The sequence below is a fragment of the Pseudomonas sp. 32_A genome (assembly GCF_017490905.1).
Taxonomy (GTDB): Bacteria; Pseudomonadota; Gammaproteobacteria; order Pseudomonadales; family Pseudomonadaceae; genus Aquipseudomonas; species Aquipseudomonas inefficax.
This window is the reverse complement of record NZ_JAFGYI010000001.1, coordinates 224,919-245,849: the sequence shown is the minus strand read 5'-3', so window position 1 is coordinate 245,849 and position 20,931 is coordinate 224,919. Positions and strand designations below refer to the sequence as shown.

19 protein-coding genes are annotated in these 20,931 nt (G+C 63.9%); 9 read left to right on the top strand and 10 right to left on the bottom strand.

The annotated features are described in order from the left end of the window. Position 1: 1 nt before the first annotated feature. The 4 genes from J5M58_RS01010 to J5M58_RS00995 all read right to left on the bottom strand — a co-directional run bounded on the left by J5M58_RS01010 (position 2) and on the right by J5M58_RS00995 (position 5,297). The gene (locus tag J5M58_RS01010) at positions 2-1,579 is read right to left on the bottom strand and encodes an aldehyde dehydrogenase (NADP(+)) (RefSeq protein ID WP_207876950.1); all 1,578 of its coding nucleotides are present in this window, start codon (positions 1,577-1,579) and stop codon (positions 2-4) included. 157 nt (positions 1,580-1,736) lie between these two features. Beyond that, positions 1,737-2,684, bottom strand: a complete 948-nt coding sequence (locus J5M58_RS01005; RefSeq protein WP_207876948.1) for a dihydrodipicolinate synthase family protein — start codon at positions 2,682-2,684, stop codon at positions 1,737-1,739. 46 nt (positions 2,685-2,730) lie between these two features. After that, a complete protein-coding gene (locus J5M58_RS01000; RefSeq protein WP_207876946.1) occupies positions 2,731-3,657 on the bottom strand; it encodes a 4-hydroxyproline epimerase in 927 nt (308 codons plus the stop codon). 23 nt (positions 3,658-3,680) lie between these two features. Further along, a complete protein-coding gene (locus J5M58_RS00995) occupies positions 3,681-5,297 on the bottom strand; it encodes an APC family permease (RefSeq protein ID WP_013973778.1) in 1,617 nt (538 codons plus the stop codon). A gap of 379 nt (positions 5,298-5,676) precedes the next feature. Here J5M58_RS00995 and J5M58_RS00990 point away from each other — a divergent pair, with 379 nt between their 5' ends. Further along, positions 5,677-6,447, top strand: coding sequence for an AraC family transcriptional regulator (locus J5M58_RS00990; protein WP_207876944.1), 771 nt, complete (start codon positions 5,677-5,679; stop codon positions 6,445-6,447). Here J5M58_RS00990 and J5M58_RS00985 read toward each other — a convergent pair. Together J5M58_RS00985 and J5M58_RS00980 are read right to left on the bottom strand one after the other, a co-directional pair. Then, entirely contained in the window at positions 6,437-7,282 is an 846-nt protein-coding gene (locus tag J5M58_RS00985) for a DUF6216 family protein (RefSeq protein ID WP_207876942.1), read from the bottom strand. The two genes, J5M58_RS00990 and J5M58_RS00985, sit on opposite strands and share 11 nt — an antisense overlap. Positions 7,283-7,433: 151 nt before the next feature. After that, complete coding sequence (locus J5M58_RS00980) at positions 7,434-8,321, bottom strand: LysR family transcriptional regulator (RefSeq protein WP_112254208.1); 888 nt, start codon at positions 8,319-8,321, stop codon at positions 7,434-7,436. A 140-nt stretch (positions 8,322-8,461) separates the two neighbouring features. Between J5M58_RS00980 and moaB the strand changes: the two genes are divergently transcribed. Next, positions 8,462-9,001, top strand: coding sequence for a molybdenum cofactor biosynthesis protein B (gene moaB / locus J5M58_RS00975; protein ID WP_112254207.1), 540 nt, complete (start codon positions 8,462-8,464; stop codon positions 8,999-9,001). Between the two features lie 119 nt (positions 9,002-9,120). On the opposite strand, the gene J5M58_RS00970 is transcribed toward moaB, so the two are convergent. Both J5M58_RS00970 and moaA read right to left on the bottom strand, forming a co-directional pair. Then, positions 9,121-10,020, bottom strand: coding sequence for a bestrophin family protein (locus tag J5M58_RS00970; RefSeq protein WP_112254206.1), 900 nt, complete (start codon positions 10,018-10,020; stop codon positions 9,121-9,123). Between the two features lie 20 nt (positions 10,021-10,040). Beyond that, positions 10,041-11,045, bottom strand: coding sequence for a GTP 3',8-cyclase MoaA (gene moaA / locus J5M58_RS00965; RefSeq protein ID WP_075046042.1), 1,005 nt, complete (start codon positions 11,043-11,045; stop codon positions 10,041-10,043). Between the two features lie 349 nt (positions 11,046-11,394). On the opposite strand from moaA, the gene J5M58_RS00960 reads away from it, so the two are divergent. Next, complete coding sequence (locus tag J5M58_RS00960) at positions 11,395-13,725, top strand: FdhF/YdeP family oxidoreductase (RefSeq protein ID WP_207876939.1); 2,331 nt, start codon at positions 11,395-11,397, stop codon at positions 13,723-13,725. Between the two features lie 116 nt (positions 13,726-13,841). On the opposite strand, the gene J5M58_RS00955 is transcribed toward J5M58_RS00960, so the two are convergent. Then, on the bottom strand, positions 13,842-14,303 hold the full coding sequence (locus tag J5M58_RS00955) for an Lrp/AsnC family transcriptional regulator (RefSeq protein WP_039613985.1): 462 nt from the start codon (positions 14,301-14,303) through the stop codon (positions 13,842-13,844). A gap of 92 nt (positions 14,304-14,395) precedes the next feature. On the opposite strand from J5M58_RS00955, the gene J5M58_RS00950 reads away from it, so the two are divergent. Next, positions 14,396-15,577, top strand: coding sequence for a PLP-dependent aspartate aminotransferase family protein (locus J5M58_RS00950; RefSeq protein ID WP_207876976.1), 1,182 nt, complete (start codon positions 14,396-14,398; stop codon positions 15,575-15,577). A gap of 123 nt (positions 15,578-15,700) precedes the next feature. Here J5M58_RS00950 and J5M58_RS00945 read toward each other — a convergent pair whose 3' ends face one another. Beyond that, positions 15,701-15,937, bottom strand: coding sequence for a YdcH family protein (locus J5M58_RS00945; RefSeq protein WP_063912984.1), 237 nt, complete (start codon positions 15,935-15,937; stop codon positions 15,701-15,703). Between the two features lie 114 nt (positions 15,938-16,051). Between J5M58_RS00945 and J5M58_RS00940 the strand changes: the two genes are divergently transcribed. The 5 genes from J5M58_RS00940 (at position 16,052) to J5M58_RS00920 (ending at position 20,836) form a co-directional block, all read left to right on the top strand. Then, positions 16,052-16,417, top strand: coding sequence for a 5-carboxymethyl-2-hydroxymuconate Delta-isomerase (locus J5M58_RS00940; protein ID WP_112254203.1), 366 nt, complete (start codon positions 16,052-16,054; stop codon positions 16,415-16,417). Positions 16,418-16,582: 165 nt separating this feature from the next. Next, positions 16,583-18,220 (top strand): phosphoethanolamine transferase, encoded by a 1,638-nt coding sequence (locus J5M58_RS00935; protein ID WP_207876936.1) that lies wholly within the window; start codon positions 16,583-16,585, stop codon positions 18,218-18,220. Positions 18,221-18,477: 257 nt separating this feature from the next. Then, the gene (gene rnd, locus J5M58_RS00930; protein WP_112254200.1) at positions 18,478-19,611 is read left to right on the top strand and encodes a ribonuclease D; all 1,134 of its coding nucleotides are present in this window, start codon (positions 18,478-18,480) and stop codon (positions 19,609-19,611) included. Then, positions 19,608-19,901: a YcgL domain-containing protein gene (locus tag J5M58_RS00925; RefSeq protein WP_112254199.1), complete on the top strand. Its 294-nt coding sequence runs from the start codon at positions 19,608-19,610 to the stop codon at positions 19,899-19,901. Before rnd ends, J5M58_RS00925 begins: the two co-directional genes overlap by 4 nt. Before the next feature lie 2 nt (positions 19,902-19,903). Further along, positions 19,904-20,836, top strand: coding sequence for a D-2-hydroxyacid dehydrogenase (locus tag J5M58_RS00920; protein WP_112254198.1), 933 nt, complete (start codon positions 19,904-19,906; stop codon positions 20,834-20,836). Positions 20,837-20,931: the final 95 nt, after the last annotated feature.

Below are 20,931 nucleotides of genomic sequence, written 5' to 3'. Positions count from 1 at the left end.
CTCAGCCTTCCCGTTTACCGTCGAGCAGACGCCGCAGTTGCAGCGGGTTGCCGTGCTGCAGCGCCTGCGGCAGCAGGGCATCGGGGAAGTCCTGGTAGCACACCGGGCGCAGGAAGCGCAGGATCGCCGCCGTGCCCACCGAGGTGGTGCGGGCGTCGGAGGTGGCCGGGAACGGCCCGCCGTGCACCATCGCGTCGCATACTTCTACACCGGTCGGCCAGCCATTGACCAGGATGCGGCCAGCCTTGCGCTCGAGGGTCGGCAGCAGTGCGCGGGCGCTGGCGATGTCAGCGTCGTCCAGTTGCAGGGTGGCGGTCAGTTGGCCCTCCAGATGCTCGGCCACCTGACGGACTTGCTCATCGTTGGCGCAGGCCACCACCAGCGACGCCGCGCCAAAGACTTCGGCCTGCAGCGCCGGGTCGGCGAGGAACGCTTCGGCCTGGGTCACGAACAGCTGCGCCTGGCACTGGTTGGGGCCTTGCCCGACCAGGCCACTGGCGGCGGCCTGGGCATTGGCGTTTGCGGCCAGGGCGCCGACACCAGCCTGGTAGGCACTGAAAATGCCCGGGGTAAGCATGGTCTGCGCCGCAGCCTGGCGCACATGTTCGCTGGCGGCCTCGATGAAACGCTGCAACGCCGGCCCTTGGCGGGCAATCACCAGGCCGGGGTTGGTGCAGAACTGGCCGGCACCCTGGGTCAGCGAGGCGACGAAGCCTTGTGCCAGTGCCTCGGCGCGGGTCTGCAGGGCGGTGTCGAACAGGAACACAGGGTTGATCGAGCTCATTTCGGCGTACACCGGGATCGGTTCCGGGCGGGCCTGGGCCGCCTGGCACAGCGCAATGCCGCCGCTGCGCGAGCCGGTAAAGCCAACGGCCTTGATGCGCGGGTCGCTGACCAGCGCAATGCCCACTTCACGACCGGAGCCGTACAACAGCGAAAACACACCGGCCGGCAAGCCGCACTGCTTCACGGCCTTTGCCACTGCCTGGCCGACCAGCTCGCTGGTGCCCGGGTGGGCGCCATGGGCCTTGACCACCACCGGGCAACCGGCGGCCAGGGCCGAGGCGGTGTCGCCACCGGCCACCGAGAAGGCCAAAGGGAAATTGCTGGCGCCGAATACCGCCACCGGCCCCAGGGCCACCTGGCGTTGGCGCAGGTCGGCACGCGGCAGGGGCTGGCGCTCGGGCTGCGCGTTGTCGACCCGCACGTCCAGCCATTCGCCGGCCCGCACCACACGGGCAAAAGTGCGCAGCTGGGTGCAGGTGCGGCCACGCTCGCCCTGGATGCGCGCCTTGGGCAGGCCGGTTTCGGCCACGGCGCGGTCGATCAGGGCATCACCGAGGGCTTCGATTTGCGTGGCGATGCTTTCGAGAAATTGTGCCCGTTGTTCGAGCGAAGTTTCGCGGTAGGCATCGAACGCCGCCCAGGCCAGGGCGCAGGCCTGGGCAACGTGTTCGCCGGTGCCGCCGTGGTAGGCCGGCTCCAGCGCATGGCCGGTGGTCGGGTCGATGGCACGGATGGCTTCGCGGCTGCCGGTTACCGGCGTCTGGCCGATCAGCAGGTTGCCTGTGAGGGTCATGGAGCCTCCTTTGGAATCAATATCAAGGGAGAGCGCAGCCCTTGTGGGAGCGGGTTTACCCGCGAAGCAGGCAACTCGGTGCCTGGCACCGGCTTCGCCGGTGTTCGCGGGTGAACCCGCTCCCACAGGGGCTGCGGCTCGGCCTGGAATCAGACGATCAGGCCAGGTTCTGCTCAGCCGACCAGCTGGCATACCAGGTGCGGAACAGCGCGTACTGCTGCTCGGCATAGTTGCGCTGGGCGTCGGTCAGTGCATCGGTCTCGTTGAAGTGCAGGCTGTATTCGCTGTCGCCGTTCAGCACCATCAAGTGCTTGTAGTACAGCACCAGGTCGCAGCCTTCATCGAACGACGACAGCACCGCCAGCGCCGCTTCCAGTTCGCGCGCCAGGCGGCGGGCCTTGGCGTCACCCTTGGCCGCCTGCTTGCTCAGGCTCACCAGGTGCAGCACCTCACGCGGCAGGGCGTTGCCGATGCCGGTGATGGCGCCAGTGGCGTTGCAGTTGACGAAGCCATGCACCACCTGGGTGTCGACGCCGACCATCAAGGTCACGTCATTATCCTTGGAGGTGATGTGCTCGGCGGCGTAGCGCAGGTCGGCGCCACCGCCGAACTCCTTGAAACCGATCAGGTTGGGGAACTCGCGGCGCAGTTCGAAGAACAGGTCGGCGCGGGTGGCGAAGCCATAGTACGGGCTGTTGTAGATCACCGCCGGCAGCTTCGGTGCGGCTGCCAGGATGGCCGAGAAGTGGTGCTTCTGGGCAATCAGCGAGGCACCGCGGCTGAGCACGCGGGGGATGACCATCAGGCCGGCGGCGCCAACCTTGGCCGCGTGGGCAGCGTGGGCTACCGCCTCACGGGTGTTCACCGCGCCGGTACCGACGATGGTCGGAATACCGGCGGCCACCAGGCGCGCCACGCCTTCCTGGCGCTCGGCCTCGGTCAGCAGTGGCCAGTCACCCATCGAACCGCAGTACACCACGGCGCTCATGCCAGCCTCGATCAGCTCGCGGCCCTTGCGCACCAAGGCGTCGAAGTCCGGCTTGCGCTCGGCGGTGCAGGGGGTCATCAGGGCGGGCATGGTGCCGGTGAAGATGTTGTTGGTCATTGTTGTCACTCCTCGCGATATTCGATTTTTTTGGAAAAAGCCGGGGTCAGATGCCCCAGGCGAACGGGTCCTGTTCGTCGATCAGCAGGGTGCTGTCGGCGGTCATGTAGGCGCGGCCGGTGATGAACGGGCGAATGCGATCGCCGTCATGCTCGTAGCGGCCCTGGAACTGGCTGCCGGTAATGCTGGCCTGTACCCAGGTCTGGCCTTGGTCGAGCTTGCCGTCGGCGGCCAGGCAGGCCAGCTTGGCGCTGGTGCCCGTGCCGCAGGGCGAGCGGTCGTAGGCCTTGCCGGGGCACATCACGAAGTTGCGGCTGTCGGCGTTGGCGTCGTCGGCGAACAGTTCGACGTGGTCGATGGGCGCACCGTTTTCACCGGTGATGCCCTGGGCTTCGAGGGCCTTGAGCATCGCCCAGGTGTACTCGGTCAGCGCCTCGCGGTTGCCCAGCTCGATGCACTGGCCGTGTTCGGAAACAAGGAAAAACCAGTTGCCGCCCCAGGCGATGTCGCCGCGCACCGGGCCATGGCCGGGCACGTCCACCAGCACCTGCTGGCGGTAGCGGTAGGACGGCACGTTGCCGACGGTGACGGCGCCGTCTTCATGCAGGGTGGCGCTGACCTGGCCCACCGGGGTGTCGATCTTGTGCACGCCCGGTGCGATCAAGCCCAGGTGCTGCAGCGAGGCGACCAGGCCGATGGTGCCGTGGCCGCACATGTTCAGGTAGCCAGCGTTGTTGAAGAAGATCACCCCGCAAGTGGCGTCGGCCGATACCGGTGGGCAGTACAGCGCACCGACCAGCACATCGTTGCCACGAGGCTCCAGCAGGCAGGCGCGGCGCCACTGGTCGTGCAGCTCGCGCAGCTCGTCACGCTGCTCGGCCATGCTGCGGCCATGCAGTTGCGGGAAGCCTTTCATCACCAGGCGGGTCGGTTCCCCGCCGGTGTGCGAGTCGATGACATGAACGTGTTTCATGGGCATATCCATTCGAGAGTGGGTCAGGAGGCGACGGCGGCAGGGCGCTGGCCTGGGTAGCTTTCGGAGGAGGCTTCGCTTTCATCCTCGCCCTCCAGACGCACCAGGTGCGCAGGTACGCCGGTGGCAGCGCCCCAGTAGTAGATGCCCAGCGCACAGGCGGCCACGACCACGGTGTCGAACGGGTGGCCGAGCACGCCCAGGCCACCGAAGCTGCCCAGCCACGACAGCAGGATGGTCACGGCGTAGAAGCCGATCAGCCACGCCGACGAGCGCACTTGCTGGGCCAGCGACAGGTGCTGGGTCGGCACGAAGCGGCCGCACAGCAGGTACAGCACGAACATCACGATCTGCAGGGCCAGCAGCCAGGACACGGTCTTCCAGCCCGACCAGTACACGATCAGCGCGGCGATGATGAACGACAGCGGGCCTAGCACACCCATGCCCTTGACCCGGAACGGGCGCGGCATGTCGGGGGCGTTCCGGCGCAGGGCGGCGACGGTGACTGGGGCCACGGCGTAGCTCAGTACCAGGGCGGCGGAAACCACGTTGATCAGCGCTTCCCAGGACGGGAACGGCAGGGTCCAGAACACCGACAGGCCAAAGGTCAGCCACAGTGCCGGGCGCGGGATGCCGGACTCGGCGTCGATGCGGGTGAAGTACTTGAAGAAGGTGCCGGTTTGCGCCCAGCCATAGACCACGCGCGGGGTGGCGTTCATGTAGATGTTGCCGCAGCCGCTGGGCGAGATCACCGCGTCGGCCACCACCAGGTAGGCTAGCCAGCCCACACCCAGGGCCAGGGCGATGTCGCGGTAGGGCAGGGCCAGTTCCTTGGTCACTGCGGCCCAGCCGTTGCTCAGCATCTCGGTCGGCACGCTGCCGAGGAAGGCCAGTTGCAGCAGGGCGTAGATCGCGGTGGACAGCAGTACCGAGAGGATCAGCGCAATAGGGATGGTGCGTTGCGGGTTCTTCACCTCGCTGGCCACCGAAATGATCGGCGTCAGGCCCAGGTAGGCGAAGATGATGCCACCGGCCGATACCGCCATTTCAACGCCGGACAGACCGAACGGGGCAAAGCCCTGGACCTCGAAGTTTTCTGGCTTGAAGAAGGTGAACAGAACGCCGATCACCAGCAGCGGCACGATGAACTTGAACACGCTGACCAGGTTGTTGGCCTTGGCGAAGGTTTTCACGCTGCGGTAGTTGAGGAAGAAGAACAGCCCCAGCAGGGCGAACTGTACCAGCCAGCCGAGCACGGTCGGGTCGCTGGAGCCGGCCTTGGTCAGCCCGGGGAACCAGGCGGCGGCGTATTGGCGCGATGCGACCACTTCGATGGCGATCAGGCTGGAAAAGGCGATCAGGGTGATGAAACCCATCAGGTAGCCCAGCAGCGGGCCGTGAGAGTAAACCGGGTAGCGCACCACGCCCCCGGCACGCGGCAGGGCAGCGCCCAGTTCGCAATAGACGATGCCCAGCAACAGAACGGCGAAGCCGCCAAGGAACCAGGACAGAATGCCGGCCGGGCCGGCGATGGCCGAGACGTGGCTGGCGGCGAACAACCAGCCTGAGCCGAAGATGGCGCCTAAGCCGATGAAGGTGAGGTCCAGCAATGACAACTGTTTTTTGAATTTGCCTGACATGGGTTCGCCTTTTTGTTGGTTATTGGATAGGCAGGTCTGATGTCACGAGATGCGGCTTTTTGGGCCGCGCTCTTGTAGGACTTGGGGCGGCTTGCGTGGGGCATAGAGTGGACCGATCGGGGCGACGGTTCTTGATGGTTTTCTGCAGGGGGGATGACGAAATCGGCACAGTTGCAAAAAAACAGTGGTGGGAGGGAAGGGCGGTGGATAGGCTGTAAGCCATACCGCATAAGGGTTGTAGACATTTACTCGCTGTGCCGGCCTCTTCGCGGGTAAACCCGCTCCCACAGGTATCTCCGCAGCTTTCGAGGGCTGCGTAGTACCTGTGGGAGCGGGTTTACCCGCGAAGAGGCCGACACAGCAAACCGAGCTAGAGCAGATGACCGACACCCCCCTGGCAACCCTCTACCAGTCCCTCGACCAGCACCGCCCCGCCAGCCTCGAGGCCCTGCTCGCCGGCGTATCCCTGCTGTTGCCGATCCTCGACGCCATCCCCAGCGCCGCGATCTTCATCAAGGACCCGGCCGCCCGCTATGTGCTGGCCAACAACACCCTGGTCCAGCGCTGTGGCCTCAAGCGCCTGCAACCGCTGCTGGGCAAGACCAGCGCCGAAGTGTTCCCGGCACAGCTGGGTCCCGGCTACACCGAGCAGGACCGTCGCGTTCTCAAGGAAGGCCTGGTGCTGGAAGACCAGCTGGAGCTGCACCTGTACGGTAGCCGCGAGCCTGGCTGGTGCCTGACCCACAAGCGCCCGCTGTACAACCAGACCGGCGAGATCATCGGCCTGGTGGGCATTTCGGTCGACCTGCAGTCAGCCGCCGACAGCCACCCCGCCTACCAGCGCCTGGCGGCGGTGGACGAGCATATCCGCCGGCATTTCCACCAGCCGATCAGCATGGGCGAGCTGACCCGTATCGCCGGCATTTCCGTGGCCCAGCTGGAGCGCTACTGCAAGCGGGTGTTCCACCTGACGCCACGGCAGATGATCCACAAGGCGCGCCTGGAGCACGCCCACCGTTTGCTGCACTCGGACCTGCCGATCACCGAAGTGGCGATGTGCTGCGGCTATACCGACCACAGCGCCTTCAGCCGCCAGTTCAAGCAACTGACCGGCTTCACGCCGAGGCAATACCGCCAGGCTACGGCGTAGTAGACGCGATGAAGCGGCTATAAACGGTTTGCGCGCGCTGCATTCGTGACAGCTTCAGTACCACCAGCACCAGGCCAAGAAACAGTATCGCGGACACAACCGCCAGAAACCGACGCTGGCCCTTCAGGCCCTTTTCAACTTCCACTGCGTAGTCGGTGGCCATGAAGAACGAGCAGATGGTGTCCAGATTTTCTTCCGGCATGTAGCGGGTAAAGGGCGCCAGTCTTTCCGAAGACCGGCACTGGTCCAGCGTCAGCTTGTCATCCGGAAACCACATTTCAAACTTGATGTCCTGTTGCGACAGATAGAATGCAGGTGCGTCCGGCTCGTTTTTCAGCCATACCATCATGTACGGCGATTGGCTTGCCATGGGCAGGGGAGCCAGCAGCACGCCCAGTATGGCCAGCAGTGCAATGAAACACCTGAAGCGTTTCGGTGAGAATTTGCCGGTAGCGAACCTGGGGGCGTTGAAGTCGCTCCAGTCGATGTAGGCGCGGTTGCGGCTCAGGTCGCCGGGTGCCAAGCCGTTGTCGACGATCCAGCGATGGGCAAGGTTGGCCTCGTGCAGGTTTTTCGCGGGGATGTTGAACTCATAGCGAAAGTACTCGATTTCCCGTAGCTCCTTGCGCAGGGTGTCGAACTGCGAGTGGTTGTCGAATTCGGTGGTACCACCGAAGATGCGCCAGATGAGGTCTCGAAGAAAGTACAGCGAACCGGCTCGTCTGTAGATAAACCACAACAGGATCCCCAGTAGTATGGGCGCGCCGATCCCGGCCAAGGGCGCCAGGTTTTCTATGCTCCAGAAGGATGAGGCCAGGTTTGTGGAAGTGTTCATGTCAGCTCCTTTAACGAAGTAAGCTGGCCTTGTGCATGCGCTGCCGGCCGGCGGGTCCGATGAAGCGACGATGATAAAGGCGCTTAATCTGACCTGTCGTTAGCGAAGCTTCTGAGTTGCCTGTAGGAAAGTTCTGCTTGCCGAGCCAAGCTCAGGCATTGGCGAACAATAGCCGCGCTTCATCGAAGCACTGCTCGGCAATTGCCGAACGCGGCTCGCTGCGCCGTAGCAGCAGGCCGACCGGGCTGTGGATGGCAGCGTCGGCCACCGGCAGGATACGCAGGTGTTCGCTCAGGTCTTCCAGGCCACAGTCCAGCGGCATGACCGCGCAGCACATGCCGGTGTTGATGGCCTGGATCAGCTGGAAGCTCGAGTCGCTTTCCAGTACCGCGTTCGGCTCAAGGCCACGGCTGCGGAAACTCAGGTCCAGCGACTGGCGGTAGTGCATGCCTTTGCTCAGCAGGCCCAGCGGAATGTCGCCCAGCTCGTCCCAGCGCAGGGTGTCGCTGGCAAACTGGAAGTGCCGGGTATCGTGCAGCAGGCCCATGGTGGTGGTGCCCAGTTCGATCACTTCGAAGAAGCTGGTGTTGACCTGGTCGAGGTAGCAGATACCCAGGTCGAGCTGGTTGCGGCTGAGCCCGTCGATGATCTGTTCCGAACTCAGCGAGCTGAGCTGGAAGTGCAGTTCGGGGTATTTGTCGCGCAGTGGCAGCAGCAGGTGCATGGGGTTGAAGCTGGCCAGCGGCACCGTGCCCAGGCGCAGGCTGCCGACTACCTGGCCACGACAGCTGGCGGCTTCGGCCTGCAGGCCGTCGTGAGCGGCGAGCAAGGTGCGGGCCCAGGCCAGGATGCGCTCGCCGGCCTCGGTGAAGCCTTCGAAGCGCTGGCCACGCTTGACCAGCACCAGGTCCAGCTCGTCCTCCAGGTTGCGCAGGCGCATGGACAGCGTCGGCTGGGTGATATGGCACAGCGCCGCCGCCTGGCCGAAGTGGCGGGTCTGGTCGAGGGCGATGAGGAACTTGAGCTGCTTGATGTCCATGGAAGTGCCTGGTAGCGGGTTGTGCAGACCTTAACCCACGTCTGCGATAGATGTCATTGATCAGTCGGTACGCCATATCGATTGGACGCCTCGGGGCCATGCCTCTAGCGTGGCGGCAATGCCACTCGAGGAGCCCCACCGTGCGCGTCCAACCCGACGCGGTCTTCGTACCGCTCAACATCGCCGTGCTGACTGTCAGCGATACCCGTACCTATGACAACGACACCTCCGGTGAACTGCTGGCCAGCCGTTCGGTGGAGGTCGGCCACCGCCTGGTGGCGCGGGCGTTGCTCAAGGACGACCTTTACAAGATCCGCGCCCAGGTCGCCACCTGGATTGCCGACGAGCAGGTGCAGGTGGTACTGATCACCGGCGGTACCGGTTTTACCGGCCGTGACAGCACGCCGGAAGCGGTCGAGTGCCTGCTGGACAAGCGCATCGATGGCTTTGGCGAACTGTTCCGTGCGTTGTCGATTCTCGATGTCGGCACCTCGACCGTGCAAAGCCGGGCGCTGGCCGGGCTGTCCAACCGGACGTTGGTGTGCTGCCTGCCGGGTTCCACCGGGGCCTGCCGTACGGCGTGGGAGGGCATCCTGGCGGAGCAACTGGATGCGCGGCACCGGCCGTGCAACTTCGTCAAGCACTTGAAACCGATCGAGGCGTGTGCCAGCCGGGGCTGAGTGCTCTCCTGTGCTGGCCCTTTCGCGGGTAAACCCGCTCCCACAGGGACCCCACAGGTTTCGAACCCTGTGGGAGCGGGTTTACCCGCGAAGGGGCCGGCACAGTAAACCCCAACCATTCAGTTCAATACATACCCCACCGGCAGCAACGCCGGCGGTAGCTGTTGTTCCCCCAACCCCGCCAGCACATCGCGCTCCACGGTCCGCACCATGGCATCGGTCGGCAGGTCGTTCTCGTCGCGCCCGAACGGGTCTTCCAGTTCGTTGCCAATCGCATCCAGCCCGAAGAACGTGTACCCCACGATGGTGGTGAACAGCGGCGCCAGCCAGCCCAGCGGTTCGGCCAGGGCAAACGGCAGCAGCAGGCAGAAGATGTAGATGGTGCGGTGCAGCAACAGCGTGTAGGGGAACGGCAACGGTGTGCCCTTGATCCGCTCGCAGGTGGCCTGCACTTCGGTCAGGCCCACCAGCCGCTGTTCCAGCAGGCTGTAGCGCCAGTCGCTGATCTGCTGCTGTGCGGCCAGCCGCGAGCAGTGCCCGCCGATTTCGCGCAGGATGGCGTCGCACACGTTGTGCGGGCTGATCGCTTCGGGCCGGGCCAGCCAGGGCCGGGCGGCGGCCAGTTCGTCCTCATTGCGCAGCCGTGCATTCAGTGCATGGGCAAAGCCGCACAGGCTGCGCAACAGTTCGGCCCGCAGAGGTTCGTCGGTAATCACCAGGCTTTCGCGTACGAACGAACGGGTTTCGATGATCAGCTTGCCCCAGGCCTTGCGCCCCTCCCACCAGCGGTCATAGCAGGCGTTGTTGCGAAAGCTCATGAAAATCGACAGCGACAGGCCCAGCAAGGTGAACGGCGTGGCGCTGACCGGGTAGAAAAACGCCGGGAAATGCCGCTCGACCAACACGATCAGCGCGGCCAGCAGGGTGATTGTCAGGCAACGCAGGGCAATGCGCTTGACGATCGAACCCTTGAGGGTGAACAGCACACGCAGCACATCGGGGGTGGGGTGGACGATCATGGCAATCCAGAGACGGCTGTCTAGCCGCCGGTCATGTTCATGAAGCGCAGGATCTGCACATCGCCACCGACTTCGAAATGATGGCGGTAGGGCTTGAGGTGCAGCGAGTCACGAATGGCCTTTTCCAGGCGTTCGGGGTTGCCGGGGTGGGCGCGCAGCACCTGCTTCAGGTCCACCGAGTGTTCATTGCCCAGGCACAGCAGCAGGCGGCCTTCGACGGTGAGGCGCACGCGGTTGCAGGTGGCACAGAAGTTGTGGCTGTGTGGCGAAATGAAGCCGACCCGAGTGTTGGCGGCTTCGGCCAGGCGCCAGTAGCGGGCCGGGCCCTGGGACGACTCGGTCGATTCGACCAGGGTGAATTGCTCGGCCAGCAGTGCGCGTACTTCATCGCTGGAGCAGAACGACTCGCCGCGTTCATGTTCGCTGATCACGCCCAAGGGCATTTCTTCGATGAAGGTGATGTCCAGCTCGCGGTCGATGGCAAAGCGCACCAGGTCGACCAGTTCGTGGTCGTTGCGGCCCTTGAGGACCACGCAGTTGAGCTTGGTGCGCTTGAAGCCGGCCTGGCGAGCGGCGTCGATGCCGGCGATCACCTGGTGCAGGTCGCCGGTGCGGGTCAGTTGCTTGAAGCGCTCGGCGTCCAGGCTGTCGAGGCTGATGTTCAGGCGCGTGACGCCAGCGTCGAACAGCGGCTGGGCCAGGCGCCCGAGTTGCGAGCCGTTGCTGGTCAGGCACAATTCGCGCAGGCCGGGCAGGGCGGCGATGCGCCCGCACAGGTCGACGATGCCCTGGCGCACCAGCGGCTCGCCGCCAGTCAGGCGGATCTTGCGGGTGCCGAGGGCGACGAAGCGCTCGGCCACCTGGAACAGTTCCTCGAGGCTGAGGATTTGCTGGCGCGGCAGGAACTGCATGTCTTCGGCCATGCAGTACACGCAACGGAAGTCGCAGCGGTCGGTGACCGACATCCGCAGGTAGTCGATTTTCCGGTTGAAGCCGTCGATCAGGGCCCGGCTGTTCTGTTCCACGTTCGCGCTCGAATGGGTTGGGACTTGAGTCCAAGCTATAACCTGGCCGCAGGGCCGTCAAATTGCTTTGTCCGACCGATTGATCGATGGCCTCTATCATGGCTGCAGGCCAGGTATTTCAAAGTGTTGACCGCGTCGCCCAATTCGCGGGTAAACCCGCTCCCACAGGTAAAGCGCAGGACTCGAAACTTGTGGGATCCCTGTGGGAGCGGGTTCACCCGCGAAGGCCACGCCGCGGTTTCAGCCCATGATCGAAACCGCCTATCACCCCGTAAGATCTTTCGATTGGACGGCTCTACCTCACGCTCCATAGGCTGAAAAAAAGCATCGAAGCGTGAGGATTCATCGCATGAGCCAGGACCAACACATCAGGGAGTACAAGGGCGCCGCCGCCGGCTGGGGGGCGCTCAAGAGCGTGACCAAGAGCTGGCTGGGCAGCGACAATGCCTTCAAGAACCTGCGGGCCATGCTCAAGACCAACCAGAACGGCGGCTTTGACTGCCCCGGCTGCGCCTGGGGCGAGTCGCCGGAAAACGACATGGTCAAGTTCTGCGAAAACGGCGCCAAGGCGGTCAACTGGGAAGCCACCGGCCGCTCGGTGGACCCGGCGTTCTTCGCCAGGTACAGCGTCAGTGCGCTGGCCGAGCAGACCGACTACTGGCTGGAATACCAGGGCCGCCTGACCCACCCGATGCGCTACGACGCGGCCACCGACCACTATGTAGAAACCAGCTGGGAAGAAGCCTTTGCGCTGGTTGCCCAACACTTGCGCGCACTCGAATCGCCCGACCAGGCCGAGTTCTACACCTCGGGCCGGGCCAGCAACGAGGCGGCGTTCCTCTATCAGCTGTTCGTTCGCGCCTACGGCACCAACAACTTCCCCGACTGCTCGAACATGTGCCACGAGGCCAGCGGCGTGGGCATGTCGGAAACCCTCGGCGTGGGCAAGGGCACCGTGGTGTTCCACGACCTGGAGCTGGCCGACGCCATCTTCGTCATCGGCCAGAACCCCGGCACCAACCATCCGCGCATGCTCGAACCGCTGCGTGAAGCGGTGAAGCGTGGTGCCCAGGTGGTCTGCTTCAACCCGCTCAAGGAGCGCGGCCTGGAGCGCTTCCAGCACCCGCAGCACCCGTTCGAAATGCTCAGCAATGGCTCTGAACCAACCAATACGGCCTACTTCCGCCCGGCCCTGGGCGGCGACATGGCAGTGATGCGCGGCATTGCCAAGTACCTGCTGCAGTGGGAGCGCGAAGCCCAGGCCAATGGCGAACCGGCGGTGTTCGACCATGCCTTCATCGCCGAGCATACCAGTGGCATCGACGCGTACCTGGAAGCCGTGGATGCCACACCCTGGCAGCATATCGTCGAGCAATCGGGCCTGACCCAGGCCGAGATCGAACTGGCCGCGCGCATGTACCGCAAGGCCGAACGGGTAATCATGTGCTGGGCCATGGGCGTCACCCAGCATCGCCACTCGGTGCCGACCGTTCAGGAAATCGTCAACTTGCAGCTGTTGCGCGGCAACGTCGGCAAGCCCGGCGCCGGCCTGTCACCGGTGCGTGGCCACAGCAACGTGCAGGGCGACCGCACCATGGGCATCGACGAGAAGCCCGGGTCGGCACTGCTCGATGCCATCGAGAAACGCTTCCGGTTCCGTGTGCCACGTGCCCACGGGCACAACGCCGTGCTGGCGATCAAGGCCATGGAAGAAGGGCGGGCCAAGGTGTTCATCGGCCTGGGCGGCAACTTTGCCCAGGCCACGCCGGATACGCCGCGCACCCATGCGGCCATGCGCAATTGCGCGCTGACCGTGCAGATATCCACCAAGCTCAACCGCTCGCACCTGGTCACCGGCCGCGATGCGTTGATCCTGCCGTGCCTGGGCCGTACCGAAATCGACATGCAGGCCAACGGGCCGCAAGGCGTGACCGTGGAGGACACCTTCAGCATGGTGCATATTTCCCATGGCCAGCTGCGCCCACGCTCGCCGCATCTGCGCTCGGAGCCGTGGATCATCGCCGGCATGGCCCAGGCGACCTTGGGCAAGCAGCCGATCGACTGGGAATACGCAGTTGCCGACTACGGCCGCATCCGCAGCATGATTGCCGATGTGATCCCCGGCTTTACTGATTTCAACGAGCGCCTGCAGCACCCGGGCGGCTTCCACCTGGGCAACAATGCCGCCGACCGTACCTGGCGCACGGCCACAGGCAAGGCGCGCTTCAGCCCGCACCAGTTGCCGGAGCAACTGGTGAATGCCAAGGTGCTGGCGCGCGGTGACAAGCCTGACCTGATCCTGCAGACCTTGCGCTCGCACGACCAGTACAACACCACCCTGTATGGCCTGGACGACCGTTATCGCGGGGTGTTCGGCCTGCGTGAAGTGCTGTTCGTCAACGAGGTGGACATCCGTCGGATGGGCTTCGAGCCGGGCGAGCATGTGGACCTGGTGTCGCTGTGGGAGGATGGCGTGGAGCGACGGGTGTCGGGCTTCCGCCTGGTGGCGTATGACGTACCCGAGGGGCAGGCGGCGGCCTATTACCCAGAGACCAACCCGCTGGTGCCGCTGGAAAGCTATGGCGAGGGGACCTATACGCCGACCTCGAAGTTTGTGGCGATCAAGGTCGAGAAAGCCAAGGCGGGTAACCGGATTGCGGCGGTGCTTGCTTCGGAATGATGGGTTGCCTGTACCGGCCTCTTCGCGGGTAAACCCGCTCCCACAGGGACCTCACAGGCCTGAGGGCAAGGTGATCCTTGTGGGAGCGGGCAAGCCCGCGAAGAATCCAGCACCGATCAGGAACGATGCACCGGGTAAGCCGTGGTGTATTTCATCTGCTCCATGGCAAAACTGGATGTGATGTTCGACAGCCCGTCAGTACTGGTGATCAGCTTTTTGTAAAACCGGTCATATGCCGCAATATCCCCCACCACCACCCGCAGCATGTAATCCCAGTCCCCCGACATGCGGTAGAACTCCATCACTTCCTCGAACCCGGTCACGGTGGCGGCAAACTGCTCCAGCCAGGCGCTGTCGTGGCGCTGGGTCTTGAGCTGGACGAACACCGTCAGCCCCAACCCCAGCCGTTCCGGGTCGAGCAGCGCAACACGGCCGACAATGTAGCCGTCTTCCTCCAGGCGCTTGACCCGTTTCCAGCACGGAGTGGTAGACAGGTTGACGGCCTCGGCCAGGTCCTTGAGCGAGATCGAGGCATCGCGCTGAAGCAGGGTGAGAATGTGCTGGTCGAAGCTGTCCATATCGCGCGTGGGCCGTGGCGAAAAATATTTCACAGATTACCCCAAGGCCAGAAGATTTGGGTTGTGCGATAGTGGCAACTTTCACTCTGCCAATGGGCCTGACCATGTCCGACAAGCCGCGCAATTTCGCCACCCGTACCATTCACGCCGGTGAGCAGTTCAGCGTTGCCGATAACGCTATTTTCCCGGCGATCGTTACCGCCAGCTCGTTCACCAAGCGCAGCCTGGACGACAAGCCGGAATACTCCTACAGCCGCGTCGGCAACCCCACCCGGCATGCCTATGAAACCTGTGTCGCCGCCCTGGAAGAGGGCGTTGGCGCCGTCGCCTGCGCCTCGGGTGTGAATGCTACCGCCACCGTGCTGGAGCTGCTGCCCAAGGACGCCCACGTGGTGGTGATGAACGGCGTGTACGGCGGCACCTTCCGCATCATGGAAGACTACCGCAGCCGCACATCGGGCCTGACCACCACCTACGTCGACCTCAACGACCTCGAGGCGGTAGCCGCCGCCATCAAGCCGGAAACCCAGCTGATCTGGATCGAATCGCCGACCAACCCGTTGCTGCACCTGGTCGACATCAAGGCGGTGTGCGACCTGGCCAGGGCGCGGGGTATCCTTACCTGCATCGACAACACCTTCTGCTCGCCGTGGAACCAGCGCCCCATCACCTTGGGCGTGGACCTGGTGATGCACTCGGCCAGCAAGTACATCGGTGGCCACTCCGACCTTACCGGTGGCGTGGTGGTAGCTGCCAATGATGCGCTGTTGGCGCGCCTGCGTCGCATCAGCATGGCGATTGGCGCGGTGCAGGGGCCGTTCGACTGCTACCTGGCCCTGCGTGGCCTGAAGACCCTGGATGTGCGCATGGAGCGCCAGTGTGCCAATGCCTTGCAGGTAGCGCGCTTCCTCGAAAGCCACGCGCAGATCGAGCAGGTGTACTACCCGGGGCTGGAAAGCCACCCACAGCATGAGCTGTGCAAACGGCAGATGCGCAGTGGCGGGGCGGTGGTGGCGATGAAGGTCAAGGGCGACCGGGCCGCGCTCAACCGCCTGGTGGAGGCGCTGCAGATCTTTGTGCTGGCCGACTCGCTGGGCGGGGTGGAAAGCATGATCAACCACTCCTGGAGCATGTCGCATTGCTCGCTGAGCCCGGAGCAGAAAGGCGTGATGGGGATCAGCGAGAACCTGCTGCGGTTGTCGGTGGGGATCGAGGATTATCGCGACCTGATCGACGACCTGGATGGGGCGTTGACGGCTGCGGCAGCTGTGTGAGGGCTGCTGGCCTCTTCGCGGGTGAACCCGCTCCCACAGGTACTCCACAGGCCTTGAGGGCAGTGGTGACCCTGTGGGAGCGGGTTTACCCGCGAAGAGGCCGGTGGATTCAATGAATTCCTGTCAGGATTTGGGCGGATGGATGATCCGTTCGATCTTGTCCTTGATCAGCAACCGCTCCTTGCGCAGGCGGTTGACGGCTTCGTCGTTGGTGCCGTTGCCTTCGGCGGCTACCACCTCTTTGTCCTTTGCGTTGTATTCCTTGTGCAGTGAGTGCAGCGTCTGGTCCTTGTCGATGAGCGCCTGGAATGCATCAGCGGTAACGTGCAGGTCAGCGAGCAGATCATGCGGAACTGGCATTTCTTCACCTCTGTCAGGGTTGGCGGATGGTTCTGACCATTGAGGATAGTCGTCTTTGCGCAGGTAGGGGACTGGGGTAGGCTGTCGCATCTCCCCTTACCCGGAACCTGCGCCATGCCTCACGTGAATCTGGAATACAGCGACAACCTGGGCGAGCTCAATGTCGACGTCCTGCTGCTGCGTCTGAACCACGCCCTGGTCGGCAGCGGCCAGTTCGCCGACGAGGCCGATATCAAAAGCCGCGCCGAAGCCTTCAAGCACTATCGGGTGGGCACCGCGCCCGGCGAGCGTGCCTTTGCCCATGTGCGCCTTGCCATCCTCAGCGGGCGCTCGCCCGAGGTGAAGACGCAACTGTCCGCCAGCCTGCTGGATGTGCTGCGAGAGGCCATCCCCGAGCAACCCGGGCTGGACATCCAGCTGTGCGTGGAAGTGCTGGACATCGACCGCGAGCCCTACGCCAAGGCTCGCCTGCGCGGCTGAACAAGCGTTGGATGAACTTCTTTTAATGTAGAAAAGGCGCCGGTTCACGAATTTGTTGGCGCCTTTTTCACGAAATATTGATGGCACGCTTTCTAGAGTTCAGCCAAGTTTCCCAGGTGCCGCGCAGGCCCTCGGGCTGATAATCACTCTTGATTGCGAACACCGATGCTCAACTTCAAATCCCTGCGGACTGAATGGGTCACGCTGCTGGCCAGCCTTTACCTGCTGATCGGCTTCAATGTCTTCCTCTGGCAGCATCTTGAACAGGTCGTGCCGCCCGGTTTGCCTGGGCTTTGGCTGAGCCTGGCGTTTGCCGTGCTGATGTTGTTCGCCTTCAACCTGATCCTTACATTGGTTGCCTTCCGTTATATATTGAAACCGGTACTTATCGTGTTGTTCATGAGCGGCGCGGGCGTGGCTTACTTCATGAATCAATACGGTGTACTTATTGATGCGGGCATGTTCCGCAATATGGCGGAAACCAATGTGGCGGAAGTGCGCGACTTGCTCTCGCTGAAGTTCGCCTTGTATATCCTGGGGTTGGGTGTAGTGCCTTCGGTCCTGTTGTGGAAGGCGCCTGTCGCCTATCGCGCCTGGCACCGTGAACTGCTTGGCAAGTTGGTGGTTGGCGGTGCCTGCGTGGTGGCCCTGGGCTCGGTGGCACTGGTCAACTACCAGGGCCTGTCGTCGCTGTTTCGCAACCACCACGAACTGCGCCTGATGCTCACCCCCAGCAATATCGTGGGGGCCTCCATCGGTTATGTCAGCGAGCGTGTCGGCACCGCATCGCACCCCTTCCAGCATTATGGCGAAGATGCCAAGCGTGATGCCGCCTGGCAAAAGCATGAACGCAAGTCGCTGACCGTGCTGGTGGTGGGGGAAAGTGCGCGGGCAGACCACTTCGGCGTGCTTGGCTACAACCGCGATACCACACCGAACCTTGCCAGGGAACAGGGCCTGCTGGCGTTCTCCGATGTGCACTCCTGCGGCACGGAAACCGCTGTCTCGGTGCCGTGCATGTTCTCTGGCATGCAGCGCAAGGACTACGATGCCCGTGTGGCGAAGAACCGCGAAGGGTTGCTGGACATCCTCCAGCGTGCCGGCCTGGCGGTGCAGTGGCGGGACAACCAGTCGGGCTGCAAGGGCACCTGCGACCGCGTGCAATTCATCGATGTCAGCAACCTCAAGGACCCGCAGTTGTGCACTGATGGTGAATGCCATGACCAGATCCTGCTGCAGGGCCTGGCTGAGCTGATCGACAACCTCGACAAGGACACCGTGCTGGTGCTGCACCAGATGGGCAGCCACGGACCGGAATACTTCAAGCGCTACCCTGGCGCCGACCAGCGCTTTGCACCGGTGTGCCAGAGCAACGCGCTGGACCAGTGCAGCGAGCAGGAAATCGTCAACGGCTACGACAACACCTTGGCCTATACCGACAAGGTACTGGCCTCGCTGATCGACACCCTGCGCAGCAAGCAGGACAAGGTCGACACGGCGATGATCTACCTGTCCGACCATGGCGAGTCGCTGGGTGAATACAACCTGTTCCTGCATGGCACGCCTTACGCCATCGCCCCCGAGCAGCAGAAGCACGTGCCGTTGCTGACCTGGTTCTCCGACAGCTACAAGGAGGACTTCGGCGTCGATACCGACTGCCTGGCCAAGCTCAGCGATGCGCCGCTGTCGCAGGACAACCTGTTCCACTCGATGCTCGGCCTGTTGCAGGTACGCACCGAGGTCTACCAGCAGTCGCTGGACATGTTCGCCAGCTGCCGGCCGTGGATGGCGGCCAAGCGCTGAGGCGAAGCGCGTTCCATACTTGGGCTTGCGCGGTCTTTGTGGGAGCGGGCATGCCCGCGAAGCAGGCGACGCGGTGCATGGCACGGGCTTCGCCCGTGTTCGCGGGCATGCCCGCTCCCACAGGGATTACGCGCACCAGAGTTGCTCCTGCCTGAGCATGCACAACAGCACCATTGATCGATATCAAGGATGGCCCGGGTTTCACCAGCAGTGCCCGCGCCGTATATACTGCGCGCCAATGTTAGTGGGAGAGCCTCGTGGCCATCGAAATACACTGGATCCGTGACGACCAGAGCCTGGCCGAACACTGCCGCGACTGGCACCAGCTGCCCTTTGTCGCCGTCGATACCGAATTCATGCGGGTCGACACCTTCTACCCGAAAGCCGGGCTGATCCAGATCGGCGATGGCCAGCGTGCCTTCCTGATCGACCCGTTGCTGATCGGTAACTGGCAACCCTTGGCTGACCTGCTGGATGACAGCGGCGTGGTCAAGGTGCTGCACGCCTGCAGCGAAGACCTCGAGGTGCTGCTGCGCCTGACTGGCAAGCTGCCACAGCCGCTGTTCGACACCCAGCTGGCCGCTGGCTACCTGAACCTGGGCTTCTCCATGGGCTATTCGCGCCTGGTGCAGGAAGTGCTGGGTATCGACCTGCCCAAGGGCGAAACCCGCTCCGACTGGCTGCAGCGGCCGCTCTCGGAAACCCAGGTCAGCTATGCCGCCGAGGATGCCGTACACCTGGCCGAGCTGTTCACCGTGTTGCGCCCGCGCCTGAGTGACGACAAGTACGCCTGGGTGCTGGAGGACGGCGCCGAGCTGGTGGCTGCATTGCGCCGCGAAGTCGAACCCGAAAGCCTGTACCGCGACGTCAAGCTGGCCTGGAAGCTGGCACCCCAGCAACTGGCGGTGCTGCGCGAGCTGTGCGCCTGGCGCGAGCGTGAAGCGCGCAACCGCGATGTGCCGCGCAACCGCATCCTCAAGGAGCACTCGCTGTGGCCCATGGCCAAGAGCCAGCCGAGCAACCTGTCGGCGCTGGCCAAGATCGACGAGATGCATCCGCGCACCATTCGTCAGGACGGTGAGTTCCTCATCCAGCTGATCAAGCGTGCCGCCAGCCTGCCAGCCGAACAATGGCCACAGGCCTTGCCCGAGCCTTTGCCGATCGAGGCCGCAGGCATCCTCAAGCAGCTGCGTGCCATCGGCCAGGCCGAAGGTGAGCGCCTGGGCATTGCCCCCGAACTGATGCTGCGCAAGAAAGCCCTGGAAGCGCTGCTCAAGAGCGGCTACCCCAATGGCCCCTATCAATTGCCCGATTCGCTGCGCGGCTGGCGCCGTGAGCGCATGGGCCAGGCCCTGCTGGACAGCCTGGCAGGCGCCGGAGAGACCCGATGAAACGCATTTGCTCTATCTACAAGAGCCCCCGCAAGAACGAAATGTACCTGTACGTGCTCAAGGCTGACGGCCTGGAGCGCGTGCCCGAAGGCCTGCTGCCGTTTTTCGGCACCCCCAAGCACGCCTTCGACCTGGTGCTTACCCCCGAGCGCAAGCTGGCCCGCGAGGACATCGCCAAGGTGCTGGAAAACCTCGACAACCAGGGTTACCACCTGCAGATGCCGCCGCCGGAAGACGACTACATCGAGCACCTGCCCGAAGAGTTGCTGCGCCGTAACGACCCTGCCTGATCATGCGAGTACTGATTGCTGAGCATGATCATGCTCGATACGCCGAGATCTTGCGCGCAGCCGCGCCTGAGCTGGAAATCCTGACCAGCGGCGACTCCGCCGAACTGGCCCGCCAGGCGGCACGGTGCCCAGTGTGGCTGGGCCAGCCGGACCTGCTGGCAAGCCTGCTGCGCCAGGGCCACAAGCCGGGCTGGATGCAGTCCACCTGGGCTGGTATTACCCCGCTGCTGGCCGAGGGCCTGCCACGTGACTATCGCCTGACCCGCGCCGTGGGCATCTTTGGCCAGGTGATGGCCGAGTACATGCTCACCTACATGCTCGGCCATGAGCGCGAGGTGCTGTCGCGCCTGGTCAGCCAGGTCGAGCGGCGTTGGGATGACCGCCCGGGGCGTACCCTGGAAGGGCGCAAGGTGCTGATCGTCGGCACTGGCGACATTGGCCAGCGGGTGGCCGAGTTCCTGCAGCCGTTTGGCGTGGTGCTGTATGGCGTTGCCAGCAGCGCCCGCGAGCAGGCGCCCTTCGTCGAGGTAGCGGCGCTGGCCGACCTGCCGCGCATGGTTGGCCAGGTCGACTATGTGCTCAACCTGCTGCCGGATACCCCGGCTACCCACGACCTGTATGACGCGGCACTGTTCAAGTGCTTCCAGCCCACGGCGCTGTTCATCAATGCCGGGCGTGGGGCGGCGGTGGTCGACGCTGATCTGGTCGAGGCGCTGAAGGAAGGGCACCTGGCAGGGGCGGTGATCGATGTCTGCCGACAGGAGCCGTTGCCCAGGCAACACCCGTTCTGGACGGCGTGGGGCTTGCTGCTGACCGGGCACAGCTCGGCGCCCACCTCGCCGGCGGCGATGGTGCGGTTGTTTGTCGAGAATGTGCGGGCGTATGTGGCGGGGCAGGGGTTGCGAGGCGAAGTGGACTTCGCCCGGGGTTATTGATTGTGTAATGCCTGTGCCGGCCTCTTCGCGGGTAAACCCGCTCCCACAGGATCTCCGCTACCCTCAGGTCCTGTGGGAGGCTGGTGTTGGCTGTG

Coding starts and splice junctions, on each gene's coding strand:
- J5M58_RS00985 (WP_207876942.1), bottom strand. CDS start 7,282: ATGAACACTTCCACAAACCTGGCCTCATCCTTCTGGAGCATAGAAAAC.
- J5M58_RS00995 (WP_013973778.1), bottom strand. CDS start 5,297: ATGTCAGGCAAATTCAAAAAACAGTTGTCATTGCTGGACCTCACCTTC.
- J5M58_RS00945 (WP_063912984.1), bottom strand. CDS start 15,937: ATGCCAGTTCCGCATGATCTGCTCGCTGACCTGCACGTTACCGCTGAT.
- J5M58_RS00990 (WP_207876944.1), top strand. CDS start 5,677: ATGACCGACACCCCCCTGGCAACCCTCTACCAGTCCCTCGACCAGCAC.
- J5M58_RS01005 (WP_207876948.1), bottom strand. CDS start 2,684: ATGACCAACAACATCTTCACCGGCACCATGCCCGCCCTGATGACCCCC.
- J5M58_RS00980 (WP_112254208.1), bottom strand. CDS start 8,321: ATGGACATCAAGCAGCTCAAGTTCCTCATCGCCCTCGACCAGACCCGC.
- J5M58_RS00925 (WP_112254199.1), top strand. CDS start 19,608: ATGAAACGCATTTGCTCTATCTACAAGAGCCCCCGCAAGAACGAAATG.
- J5M58_RS00950 (WP_207876976.1), top strand. CDS start 14,396: ATGGGCCTGACCATGTCCGACAAGCCGCGCAATTTCGCCACCCGTACC.
- J5M58_RS00940 (WP_112254203.1), top strand. CDS start 16,052: ATGCCTCACGTGAATCTGGAATACAGCGACAACCTGGGCGAGCTCAAT.
- J5M58_RS00935 (WP_207876936.1), top strand. CDS start 16,583: ATGCTCAACTTCAAATCCCTGCGGACTGAATGGGTCACGCTGCTGGCC.
- J5M58_RS00970 (WP_112254206.1), bottom strand. CDS start 10,020: ATGATCGTCCACCCCACCCCCGATGTGCTGCGTGTGCTGTTCACCCTC.
- J5M58_RS01010 (WP_207876950.1), bottom strand. CDS start 1,579: ATGACCCTCACAGGCAACCTGCTGATCGGCCAGACGCCGGTAACCGGC.
- J5M58_RS01000 (WP_207876946.1), bottom strand. CDS start 3,657: ATGAAACACGTTCATGTCATCGACTCGCACACCGGCGGGGAACCGACC.
- J5M58_RS00960 (WP_207876939.1), top strand. CDS start 11,395: ATGAGCCAGGACCAACACATCAGGGAGTACAAGGGCGCCGCCGCCGGC.
- J5M58_RS00955 (WP_039613985.1), bottom strand. CDS start 14,303: ATGGACAGCTTCGACCAGCACATTCTCACCCTGCTTCAGCGCGATGCC.
- J5M58_RS00920 (WP_112254198.1), top strand. CDS start 19,904: ATGCGAGTACTGATTGCTGAGCATGATCATGCTCGATACGCCGAGATC.